The following is an 11,588-nucleotide window of genomic DNA, read 5'->3' as shown; positions in this document are numbered from 1 at the left end:
CGCCTTGATCCTTATTCTGGGCACTGGCCTGCTGACGGGCTGCGCCGCGGACTATCTCAACCACTACGATTCAGTGACGCTGGCTGCCGGCGACACGCAGAAATTCAATTCGATGCTGCAGACGGTCGACCCGCTCAATCCGAACTCAAGGAATACCAGGATCGAAGGCGACGGCGCGCGCGCCGCCGCCGTTGCTCAAGGATACAAATATCCACCGCCACCACCGCCGCCACCGGCCATCACAGTCAATGTTGGCACACCGACCACGCGGTGAATTGAACAGAAGGATGCGGTTTCAGTCCGCCAGGCAATACGAGGAAACCTGGCAAGGGAGCAAAGAGTAAGGCCATGCTGCGGACCATTCGCGCGTTCTGGCACGATCAGAGGGGAATAGCGCTGATCCTCGTCAGCGTCACACTGCCGGCGCTCATCGGTTTTTCGCTATTGGCGATCGATATGAGCCGGGTCAACAATCTGCACAATGATTTGCAGAAGGGGGCCGATGCGCTGGCGCTTGCTGCGGCTGCCGAACTTGACGGACAATCGGACAGCATCACGCGAGGCGATCATGCCTTAGCCACGTTGGTAGCCAATCAATATACGTTCTCGACATCAGGACCGCCGCAGACACTTGCGGCTGCCGGCGTTACAAGACGTTACCTCCGGTCGATTCCCCCCACGCTCAACCCGGGTAAATCCAATGAGGTGGCAGGTGATGCCAGGCCGATTAGCGATGTGATTACAGATGAAGTCACCGACGCCAAGGCCGCTCGGTTTGTTGAGGTGAAGGTTACGCCGGTGGGTTTTGCGGCGATCTTCCCAGCATCTTTCCTGACCGGGAATGCCGCGAACAACTCGTTCAATGTTAGCGGTAACGCTGTCGCGGGCTTTTCAACTTCGGTTTGCGATTACACGCCTGTTTTCATCTGCAACCCATACGAGAAGACCGAAGCGGCCGGCGGCCTCACGTTGGAGCAGGCCGCCAAAAGCCGAGCTCAGCGTCGGCGGCAATTAATCCTGCGTGGCGACAAATTCTACGGCCCTGGCAACTTTTCCTTCCTGGAATCGCCCGCAGGCAATGGCGCCCCTGCCCTGAAAGACAGTCTCGCCAAGATTAAGCCTGTATCCTGCTATTCTCAAAACGGCGTCAACACAAAGCCAGGTCAAAACAAGGGACCAGTGGAAAACGGATTGAATGCTCGTTTTGGCCTAACGAGTACTTATGTCACATCTGATCCGCCAGCCCAGAACGTGCGAATGGGCGTTAAAAACGTGACTTGCAACACGGACAAGACCGTTAAGTCAATCACCTACAATACGGCGGCGCAGGGCACGACAGGGCTGCCGCGTGATGGGTGCTATCCGAACAATTGCACACCCCTTGATCCTGCTCACCCAGCTGACGCAGGCATGCTTGGAGATGGAAACTGGAACCCTAGTGGCTATTGGACCGCCAACCATCGTGTTCCGGGCAGTACCACTACTTCGAGGCCATTTCCGATAGATGGCGGATTTACCGCAACAGGTACAGAGGCGGCGACTCGATATGACATCTACAGGTACGAAGTCGATCACGGGATGATCGGAGATCAGTCGACCTCCGGCGATACCGGACTCCCATTATGCAATCAGACTCCGATTGCGATTCCTGATCGGCGGATTCTCTACGGCGCTATTCTGGATTGCAGCAAGCTTGCGCTCAACGGCAACGTCGACAACGTCCCGGTCAGAGCGTTCGGCAGCTTCTTCATTACTGAGCCGATCAAGGATGGCAAAGAAATCTATGTCGAGCTGGTCGACATTACCGGCAAAGGCGGCCGCGGCACGCTCGACAATTTCCTGCGCGATGAAGCGCAGCTCTACCGATGACAGCCATGATCAAAACGCTGTTTCGCCAACTAAACAGATTTCGAGATGACCATCGCGGTGCGGTGCTCGTCGAGATGACCCTGATCACGCCGCTGATGCTGTTTCTTTCCGCAGGCGTATTTGAATTCGGCAATCTGATCCATGACAAGCTGCTGATGGAGGCCGGTCTCTCGGACGGAGCTCGCTACGCTGCTCGCTGCAACAGCCAGATGTATACCGATGCGGGCCTGGCAGCCATTAATTGCGCTGATATTGCAAGCAACATCGCGGTGTTCGGGAAGGCGGTCGTGGGAGTGTCAGGCGTTCCAGATGTTCCGCGCGTCAGCGGCTGGCAGAAATCAGGTGGAACATCGAACAATGCGACGGTGACCATCGCTGCTTCCGGCTCTTGCCATGATGCCGTGGAATCTGGCGTCACCAAATATCGTTCCACCACGGCACAGGTCTGTATCGTCCGAGCGGCCGGCTCCTACCCGTATACCGGTGTCGGGATGCTATCGATCATCGGCATTGGGCCGATCACGCTGCATGGCTCTCACGAGGAGCGGTTGATCCGGTTCTGAACATGATCAGGCGTTTTGCAAGATCGGAGGACGGCGCGGCGATGGTGGAAATGACCATCGTCTCGTCGCTGCTGTTTGCGCTTGTTTTCGGGTTCGTCGATTTCGGCTATGGCTTCTACCAATGGAACGCGGCGACCAAGGCTGTACAGATCGGCGCCAGGTTGGCGTCGATCTCCGATCCGATCGCGCCTCAGATTTCAACAGCCGGCCCTATCGCGACACCAGGCGCTCCTATTGCAGCGGGAGCCTTTGCCTACGTCTGCAACGGCGCTACATCGACCTGCAGTTGCACGGGGTCATACTGTGTTGCAGGGGTTTGGTCAGCAAAGAACTTCAGCCGCATTTTCCGTGGGGATACAGCTGTCACCAATGATGACGTCTGCCCCGCGCTAGCGGCAAATCAACGGCCCGGGATGTGCCACTTTTTCCCCGGGTTGCGCCGCTCCAACATCATTATCAGCTACACGGCCAGCGGGTTGGGATTCCAGACCAGACTGAGTGGAACAGTGCCGACAATCGGCGTCAGCTTACAAAACCTGACCTTCCAGTTCTTCTTCCTGAAAGGACTGATGGGTTTCAACAATATCGCCATGCCCTCTATGCTGAGCACGGTGACGGGCGAAGACATGAAGAGTACTGCGTCATGAATGCCATCAACACCAAGGTTACGCCGACCAAGCGCAAGCAGGTGGCGCTGTTTTCGTCGGATGCGAATTTCAAGCGCGATGTGGCGACGCGGCTCGATGCCCTGGCGATCTATGACGTCAGGGTTTCCGAGACGAGCGACTTCATCAAGGGGCCGCCGGCGGACACACGCCCGGGCATCGTCATCCTCGATCTCGGCGATGGCGAGCTGCTCGGCAGGCCCGGCATCGTCGAGGCGCGCGCGCTGTGGGCCAGCGTGCCGCTGATCGCGGTTTCCGACGAGCTGAGTTCGGAGCAGACGCGCGTGCTGGTGCGCATGAATGCCTCGGACTGGCTGCACAAGCCGCTCGACGGCAAGGAGCTGCTCAATGCGGTGACCTTCCACGACACCGGCAACCAGGGAACGAAGAGCCGGATCATCACCTTCATCAGCGCCAGCGGCGGCGCGGGCGCGACGACGCTGGCGCTGTCGGCGGCCGAATTCCTGGCCTCGAAATCGGCCGAACGCGGGGCTTCCACCTGTCTCGTCGATCTCGACTTCCAGAGCGCCAATTGCGGCGCCTATCTCAATCTGTTCAACCAGTTCGACCTTGCCGGCATCATCGGCCAGCCGGAGCGGCTCGATGTCGAGCTGATGGACGTTATCAAGCTGTCGCGCCCGTCCGGCCTCACTCTTTACGCGTTCGAGAGGCCGCAGTTGCCCTTCGAGCCGCATGGCAGCGATTTCGTCTTCCGGCTGCTCGACCTCGTCGCCTACCGCTTCGACGACATCGTCATCGACCTGCCCAATCTCGAAACGCCCTGGCACAATTCCGTGCTGTCGACGAGCGACGAGATCTTCATCGTCTTCGAGCTCAATGTCGCGTCGCTGCGGCAAGGCAAGCGGCTCTACAAGAAGATCCGCGAGCTGCGCGGCAATGCGGTCTCGATCACGCTGGTCGCCAACAAGCACAAGCGCAAATGGTTCGGGAACCATTTTTCGCGCAGCGAGCTCGAGAAGATCTTCAAGGCGCCGCACATCAAGTCGGTCGCGCTCGACAACGCGCTTCTGACCGATGCGCTGAACAGGGCCATCCCGCCATCGGAAGTGGATGGGCGGGCGCGCTTCAACAAGGATCTGAAGCGGATGTTCAAAGAGCGGCTCGATGACGCTGCCCGATAAATATCGGATCGCCCCAAAGCTCGCCGGCGCCTGCGTGCTCGGCATGGCGCTGGCGCTGTCCGTCCACGATTTCGCCGAGGCGCGGTCGGCGCTTTCGGAGCGGCCGCCGCTGCCGGCGATGGGGCCCAGCCTGCGCAAGGCCGTTGCCTTCGCAACCGCCGAGCAGCCGGGCACGATCATCATCCGCAAGAACGAGAAGGCGCTTTACCTGGTGACCCGCCAGGGCCAGGCGCTGCGCTATCAGATCAGCGTCGGGCGCGACGGGTTCGGCTGGACCGGCACCGTCAAGGTCGGGGCGAAGACCGAATGGCCGGAGTGGCGGCCGCCGCAGGAAATGCGCGCCCGCCAGCCGGAGCTGCCGAAAATGGTGCCCGCCGGCCCCTACAATCCGCTCGGCGCAAGGGCGCTCTACCTGTCGCGGGACGGGCGCGACACGCTCTACCGCATACACGGCACCAACGACCCGTCGGGTGTCGGCTTCGACGGCACATCGGGCTGTTTTCGTCTCACCAACACGGATGTGATCGATCTTTTCAAACGCGTCGCGGTCGGCGCAAAGGTGGTGGTCCAATGACGATGATCAGCGAACCGGACATGCCGGCGATCGATATCGGAAACCAGGAACAGCGCGAACCGGCTGCCACCGAGAAGCCCAGCAAGGCAAAGACGATCGGCGTCATCGTCGCCGGTGGCGCGCTTTTGATCACCGGCATCAACATGGCGGCCGCGGTCTATCTCTATCGGGGCATGAGCGACCTGCGTTTCGTCGAGGCGCGGCTGGAGCAGCTCGGCGCGTTCGAGCAGCGGATCGCGGCCCGGCTCGACACGGTCAACAACGGCTTCCAGAGCCGGTTCGAGAAACTGGACAGCCAGTTGCAAGGCAGCTTCAACGAGATCGATGCCAGCATTGCGCGGTTGGGGCAGAATGCGCCGGTCGCCGGCGGCGAGGCCATGCCGGGTGCGGAAGAACCGTCCGAGATCGCCACCAGCACGCTGGCGCAGGCGCCCGAAGCCCTCGACGGCGAGAGCGCGAGCGAACCCGGCGTCATCGAAGCGCCCGCACCCAGGAGGAGAATCGCATCGGCCTCGCCCCCCCCGCCAAGTTCCAACTACCAGCGCATCCAGCAGCCCGACGGCAAGGTCTATTACCGCCGGATCAACTAGACCCGGCAGAGCCTGGATCGTGCAGGGTGTAAGTGACGAACGGTCTAGAGATCGCGCTGCAACGCCAGGATACGGATGGCCCGCACGGACCGCTCCCGCGCCTCGGTGAGGAAGGCGATGTGGCAGTAGGCACAGGCCACGATGCCCAAAAGCAGCACCAGGCTGTTCTTCAAGGTGAAATCAACCGTCAGCGTGAATGGAAAACCGCTGGGCGAGGTGAATGCGGCGATCGTGCTCGCCGTTTCCGAATGGCTGCCGACCGCGATCATCAGCCCGGCGAAAATCAGGGCGACATGGTTGGCGAGGAAGACGAAAGCAGACCGCTTGGCGTGGCACGCCATCCAGCAGACGATCGATGCGGCGGCAAGGATGGCGGCGTCGAGAGCCATGGAGCTGCCCAGATAGACATCGACCTGCTGCCAGAACATCGCCGACAAGGGGCGCAGTTCAAGCCATAGCCACCATGCGGTGGGGCTGGCTGGATAGGTGCCCAGCAACAAGGTCGCCATGCGCTCCCCTGCCAGGACCGCCAGAATGAGAAACGGAAAGGCGAAAAGCAGAAGCGGCTGGCGTTTCATGTTCCCTCGACAATCTGCAAGCCAGGATAGACCGCATAGATTGCTCAAGGCTTAACAGCCCTACTTCCTGCCCTCTGCCGATTGCGAGCGTTCGAGGACGGCGAAGAAGATCACGGTGAGCAGAAGGACGATCAGCAGCAGCACGAACGCGGCTGCCGCGCCTTCGTTGAGCGAAAGGCCGAGAAAGGCGCGGCGATAGGCAAAGAAGCTCAGCACTTCGGTCGCGTTGCCCGGCCCGCCCTTGGTCAGGACATAGGGCAGATCGTAGGTCCGGAACTCGTTGATCAGCTGGATGATGACGGTGATAGCCGCGACCGGCCGAAGCATCGGCAGCGTGATGTAGACGAATTGCTGCCAGCCGCGCGCGCCATCCACTTCAGCCGCCTCATAGGGATCGCGCGGCAAAGCGGCGAGCCCCGCGGCGAGGATCAGCACGACGAAGGACATTTGCTGCCAGATGTCGATCGCCGCCATCGTCCAGAGCGCCATGCCTGGCGTGCCTAGCCAGTCGAGGCGCGGCAGGCCTGATGTCTCCATGAGATGATTGGCGATGCCGAGATTGGGCTGGAGCAGCATGCGCCAGATCAAGGCGACGCTGATCGGCGACATCGCCATGGGAATGGTCAGAACCGCGAAATAGACCGGCTTCATCCGGACCGTCCGGTTGAGCATCAGGGCAATGCCGAGCCCGATCACGAACTCGCCGACCACCGTCACAGCCGAATAGCGCACGGTGAGCCAGAGCGCGTTCCAGAACAGCTCATCGCCGATCATCGAGGCGAAATTCTTGAACCCGACAAGCGGCAGAAGCTGCGGCTTGATCAGGGTCATCGAGGAGATCGAGAGGATGCAGGCATAGGCCAGCGGAAAGCCCATCACGATCGCCAGCAGCAACAGGCCGGGCAAGGCAAAGGCCCAGCCGGTTCGCCACTCGCGGCCACGGGCAGCCCATCCTTTTTTGATCGCATTGTGCATCGTGGCCGAGCCTTGGTCGGGGTGGCGTTGCTGATCTCGTCAAGATCCGGGGTCTGGTCAAGATCCGGCGCGGCTGACACCGCCGCGCCGGATCTCCTTGCCGAGCCGGACCGTTATTTGTCGAGGAGCCCCTGCAGGCCGTCGGAAGCCGCCTTCAGCGCCGCCTCCGAAGTCGCCTGGCCGCCAGCCGCCAGCGAGAGCTGGGTACCGAGCAGGTCCTCGTATTGCGCCGAATAGGTGAAGATCGGGAACGACTTGCCGGTCGCCACCACATCCTCGGCGGTCTTGTAGAAAGGATATTTCGCCAGCACCGCCGCATCGGCATAGACATCGCTGCGCACGGGCGCGTGGCCCTCGAGCGCGCGCTTCACCGAAACCTCCTTGCTCTGCACCCACTGGATGAAGGTCCAGGCGGCTTCCTGCTCTTCCGACGACGTGTTCTTGGGAATGCCCCAGCCCCAACCGCCGCTTTCGCCATGGCCACCCGGCATCACCGACAGGCCGACCTTGCCGGCGACCGTCGGACACTTCACGGCATCGTCCATCTGCGGCAGCATCCACCAATAGGTGACCATGCTGAAGGCGGAACCGCTGCACATCAGGCGCATGGTGTCATCGAGCGTCGCCGATACAGCACCCTGCTGGGCGCCATGCTGGATGTTGTCGACATAGAGATCGAGCGCCTTCTTGGCCTCTGCCGTGTCGAGGCTCGCCTTGCCGTCGGCATTGAGATAGCTGCCGCCGGCGGAGAACAGGTAATTGGAGAATTCCATGCTGTTGGGATCGCCGCGCTGGCCCTGCATCGCGGCTCCGGCGACGCCGGCATTGGCCTTCATGAATTTGGAAATCGCCACATAATCTTCGAGCGTCGTCGGCAAAGCGAGCTCTTTGCCGGTTGCCGTCTTGTAGGCGGCCTTGAGCTTCTCGTCGCCGATCAGGTCGGTCCGGTAGAGGAGGCCCATCGAGTAGTTGTACATGGGCACCAGGAACAGCTGGTCCTTGGTTCGGCCAAGCAGGTCAAGCGTCGAGGGAATGAAGGGGCTCAGATCGTATTTGGATTTCTCAACGAAGGGTTTCAGATCGGCGAGCCAGCCGGCCGCCGGAAATTCGCCGGCCCACAGGAAGTCGACCTCGAGCACATTGTAGTAGGTTTGCGACGCGGTCAGCTGCGACACCAGCTTGTCGTGCATGTCGGGATAGCCGATCTTCTCGAACTCGACCTTGATGCCGGTCTGCTTCTCGAATTCGGGCAACAGCGCTTCGATGATCTTGGTTTCCGGCACGTCCTCCATCAAGGCGTGCAAGGTGATGGGCTCAGCCGCCCTGGCCGGAAGCGATGCGCTGACAACAGCTGCCCCGCTCACGGCCGTCATCAGCATTTTGATCAAGGTCTGCTTGTTCCAAGTCATAACTCTCTACTCCTCTTTCCCTCTGGACGTGGCGGTGATCCCGCCACGATTTCATAACCGGCTAGCGAGCCATGTCGGCTCTCGGAGCGGCCGGCCTATTTCACGCTGCCGAACGTCAAGCCCTGGACGATGAAACGCTGGATGAAGCGGGAAGCCACGACCAGCGGCAGGATGGCAAGGACGACGCCGGCAGAAACCTTGGCGATCTGGACGCCGTTCGAGGTCTGCAACGCGGCGAGCGCAACCGGTATGGTCGCCGTCTTGGGCCCGCTCAAAACCAGGGCAAACAAAAACTCATTCCACGCCAGGATGAAGCCGAGCACGCCGGCGGCCGCGATACCGGGCATCGACACCGGCAGCACAATGCGCCAGAAGGCACCCCAGGCGGTCGCGCCGTCGGTCATCGCCGCCCACTCCAGATCGACCGGAATGCCTTCGAAGAAGCCCATCAGGATCCAGGTCAGGAAAGGCAGGTTGAGCGCGGCATAGACGATTATCAGCCCGGTCAGCGAATTGCTGAGCTCAAGGCTTCGGAATAGCGTGAAGGTCGGCAGCACCAGCGCCACGGGCGGCAGCATTTGCGTCGCCAGAACGGCAAAACGCGCCCAACGACCGCCCGTCCGGAAGCGGGCGAAGGCATAGCCGGTGGTGGCGGCAAAAGGCAAAGCGAGCAGAACCGAGCCGAGCGCGACGATCAAGCTGTTGAGGTAGGACTGACCGAAGCGACCTGACAGCAGCGCCGAATAATTGTCCGTCGTACAGGCTGGCATCAGCTCGTTGCTGTAGGATAGCTGCTCGGGCACGAAGCTCGTCCGGAGCACCCAGAGCGGCGGCAGCAGCACGATGGCGCAAACGACAATCAGCCCGAAATGCAGGCCGAAGCGGCGACGAAAGGCAGGCCGCTCGTTTCTGTCCGTGCTTGTCATCGAGCGGCCCCCATGAGGCTCGGCCGCGCGATGACCAGTTCGGTCTTGGGATCGAAGAGGTGCATCGGCAGCGGGTCGATGTAGAGCTCGACGATCGAGCCGACGGGCGCCGTGAAATAACGGCTGAGGCGCGCGGCGATCTCCAACGGCTTATCATCGCCGGTCGGGCGCGCATCATCCTTGCCGGTGGGTTGACCCGCGATCTGGCCAATCAGGACGTTCTCGGCGCCGAGAGCCTCGACGGCCACGACCCGTACGGCAATCTTCTGCCAGTCCGGCTTGTCGGGGCTTTCGTGGAAATCCTCGGCCCGCACGCCCAGAATGACACGGCGCCCGACACGCTCGCCATAAGCGTTGCGGTGGCGGGCGGGGACGGCAAGCACGGCACCACTGTCGGTCAGTACGGAGAGCCCTTCGCCAGGTGCGGCCTGAAGCGTGGCCGGAATGAGGTTCATCGGCGGCGTCGCCAGGAAGCGCGCGACGAAGGTGTTGACCGGGTCGGCATAGACTTCAAGCGGCCGGCCGGCCTGGACCAGGCGACCATCACGCATGATGCATATGCGATCGCCCATGGTCATGGCCTCGACCTGGTCGTGCGTGACATGGACGATGGTGCGGCCAAGGCGCCGGTGCAGCTTGACGAGTTCGAGCCGCATTTCGGCACGCAGCTGCGCGTCGAGGTTGGAGAGCGGCTCGTCAAGCAGGAAGGCCGCCGGTTCGCGAACGATCGCCCGGCCGAGCGCGACACGCTGCCGCTGGCCGCCCGAAAGCGCTGCCGGCTTGCGGCCGAGAAGGTTCTGCAGACCGAGCAGGTTAGCGGCGTCCGCAATCTTGGCATCGATGACCGCTGCGTCGGTGCCGCGCATCTTCAGCCCGAAGGCCATATTCTGCCGCACCGACATATGCGGATAGAGCGCGTAGCTCTGGAACACCACCGCGACGTTGCGGTCGCGCGGCGCGACATTGGCGACGCTCTTGCCACCGATGCGAAGATCGCCGGAGGAAATACTCTCCAGGCCGGCAATCATCCGCAGCGTCGTCGACTTGCCGCATCCCGACGGTCCGAGAAAGATCACGAATTCACCATCGGGAATGGTGAGATCGACCTCATGCACCCCGTAATTCCCATTGCCGTAGAGCTTGGAAACGCGGTCGAGCTCGATAGACGCCATAGACTTTCCTCATGAACCCGTCTGACCCGGCTGAGCGCCGAAGTCGAGCGAACGGTCATCTTAGAGAACAAAATACAACATTAAAAGCCTACCTTATGATCATATGTGTTCACTTTTTTGGATGGAGCGCGCCTGCATCAGGATCCGGCTCAAGCCGCTAAAGGCCGTCAGGTCATGTAGACGCCGCCGGTCACGTTGACCCCCTGGCCAGTCATGAAGCGGGCTTGATCCGAGCAGAGGAACACGACGACGTCGGCGACATCCTCCGGCAGTTCGAGCCGGCCGAGTGGCGTCTGCGCGATATAGTCGGCGACCACCCGTTCGGGCGTGACTTGCCGCAGATGCGCCTCCCACTCGACTTCGCGCGATTGCATGCCGGTCTTGACGAACCCCGGGCAGACGGCATTGACGCGTATCCCCTTCGGCGCGAGCTCGCGGGCAAAGGCCTGCGTCCAGCCGAGCACGGCGAACTTGGATGCCGAATAGTGCGCCAGGAGCGGCGCACCGACCTTCGCGGCAAGCGAGGCGGTGTTGACGATGCAGCCCGTGCCCTGCTTGACAAAATGCCGTCCAGCGATCTGATTTGCCAAGAATACACCGCGTGCATTGACCGAGAAGTTGAAGTCCCACTCCTCGTCGGTCAGATCGAGCGCGTGCTGCATGGTCGATACACCGGCATTGGCGATCAGGATGTCGCAGCCGCCAAGTGCCTCGAGCGCAGTGGCGAAGGCCGCCTCGACGGAATCGCGACGGCGAACATCGACCGCAACAGGCGTGGCACCGCCGCCAATCTCCTCGGCCGCCTTGCGTGCCGCGTCGGGATCCAGATCACCGATCGCCACGGCGACGCCCTGCCGCCTCAGGGCGGTCGCGATCGCACGACCGATCCCCGCGCCGCCCCCTGTCACGAAGGCGCGCTTGCCCGCAAGTTCGGCAAGCACTGGAGGCGTGACGGAGACAGCCGGCATGGTCGTATTCTCTCTGCTTGATGGCGGAATGCGCTCTGTTGATATGGAGATGCATACCAATAAATTCGAACACTGCAAACATATTTTTGTTTGAAAATGTTTGATCGTGCGGTAGAGTGAAAACTTCAGATCGCTTCATCAGCGGCTTACCCACCGG

General features: G+C 61.4%; 13 protein-coding genes. 7 read left to right on the top strand and 6 right to left on the bottom strand.

The genetic code is table 11. The annotated features are described in order from the left end of the window. The first annotated feature begins 4 nt into the window (after nt 1-4). From LB558_RS23750 to LB558_RS23720, 7 genes are all read left to right on the top strand, one after another. Complete coding sequence (locus LB558_RS23750; protein WP_224699775.1) at nt 5-274, top strand: hypothetical protein; 270 nt, start codon at nt 5-7, stop codon at nt 272-274. 74 nt (nt 275-348) lie between these two features. Then, complete coding sequence (locus LB558_RS23745) at nt 349-1,869, top strand: pilus assembly protein TadG-related protein (RefSeq protein ID WP_224699774.1); 1,521 nt, start codon at nt 349-351, stop codon at nt 1,867-1,869. Then, nucleotides 1,866-2,432, top strand: coding sequence for a TadE/TadG family type IV pilus assembly protein (locus LB558_RS23740; protein WP_224699773.1), 567 nt, complete (start codon nt 1,866-1,868; stop codon nt 2,430-2,432). Before LB558_RS23745 ends, LB558_RS23740 begins: the two co-directional genes overlap by 4 nt. 2 nt (nt 2,433-2,434) lie before the next feature. After that, nucleotides 2,435-3,079 (top strand): TadE/TadG family type IV pilus assembly protein, encoded by a 645-nt coding sequence (locus LB558_RS23735; protein WP_224699772.1) that lies wholly within the window; start codon nt 2,435-2,437, stop codon nt 3,077-3,079. After that, nucleotides 3,076-4,239, top strand: coding sequence for an AAA family ATPase (locus LB558_RS23730; RefSeq protein ID WP_224699771.1), 1,164 nt, complete (start codon nt 3,076-3,078; stop codon nt 4,237-4,239). Before LB558_RS23735 ends, LB558_RS23730 begins: the two co-directional genes overlap by 4 nt. Beyond that, nucleotides 4,223-4,813, top strand: a complete 591-nt coding sequence (locus LB558_RS23725; RefSeq protein ID WP_224699770.1) for a L,D-transpeptidase — start codon at nt 4,223-4,225, stop codon at nt 4,811-4,813. Before LB558_RS23730 ends, LB558_RS23725 begins: the two co-directional genes overlap by 17 nt. After that, nucleotides 4,810-5,403, top strand: a complete 594-nt coding sequence (locus LB558_RS23720; protein WP_224699769.1) for a hypothetical protein — start codon at nt 4,810-4,812, stop codon at nt 5,401-5,403. The genes LB558_RS23725 and LB558_RS23720 overlap by 4 nt, the downstream gene beginning before the upstream one ends. Before the next feature lie 44 nt (nt 5,404-5,447). Here the strand turns inward: LB558_RS23720 and LB558_RS23715 are convergent, their stop codons facing one another. The 6 genes from LB558_RS23715 to LB558_RS23690 form a co-directional block, all read right to left on the bottom strand. Then, nucleotides 5,448-5,981 (bottom strand): hypothetical protein, encoded by a 534-nt coding sequence (locus LB558_RS23715; protein WP_224699768.1) that lies wholly within the window; start codon nt 5,979-5,981, stop codon nt 5,448-5,450. 60 nt (nt 5,982-6,041) lie between these two features. Then, nucleotides 6,042-6,956, bottom strand: coding sequence for a carbohydrate ABC transporter permease (locus LB558_RS23710; protein ID WP_224699767.1), 915 nt, complete (start codon nt 6,954-6,956; stop codon nt 6,042-6,044). A 113-nt stretch (nt 6,957-7,069) separates the two neighbouring features. Beyond that, nucleotides 7,070-8,365, bottom strand: a complete 1,296-nt coding sequence (locus tag LB558_RS23705) for an extracellular solute-binding protein (RefSeq protein ID WP_224699766.1) — start codon at nt 8,363-8,365, stop codon at nt 7,070-7,072. 95 nt (nt 8,366-8,460) lie between these two features. Continuing rightward, nucleotides 8,461-9,291, bottom strand: a complete 831-nt coding sequence (locus LB558_RS23700; RefSeq protein WP_224699765.1) for a carbohydrate ABC transporter permease — start codon at nt 9,289-9,291, stop codon at nt 8,461-8,463. Beyond that, nucleotides 9,288-10,463 carry an ABC transporter ATP-binding protein gene (locus tag LB558_RS23695; RefSeq protein WP_224699764.1) on the bottom strand — a complete coding sequence of 392 codons (1,176 nt, stop codon included), beginning with the start codon at nt 10,461-10,463 and terminating at the stop codon, nt 9,288-9,290. The genes LB558_RS23700 and LB558_RS23695 overlap by 4 nt, the downstream gene beginning before the upstream one ends. 167 nt (nt 10,464-10,630) lie before the next feature. Further along, the gene (locus LB558_RS23690) at nt 10,631-11,431 is read right to left on the bottom strand and encodes an SDR family NAD(P)-dependent oxidoreductase (protein WP_224699763.1); all 801 of its coding nucleotides are present in this window, start codon (nt 11,429-11,431) and stop codon (nt 10,631-10,633) included. Nucleotides 11,432-11,588: the final 157 nt, after the last annotated feature.

Source organism: Mesorhizobium sp. CO1-1-8, assembly GCF_020164875.1.
Taxonomy (GTDB): domain Bacteria; phylum Pseudomonadota; class Alphaproteobacteria; order Rhizobiales; family Rhizobiaceae; genus Mesorhizobium.
This window is presented reverse-complemented; position numbering and strand designations above follow the sequence as displayed.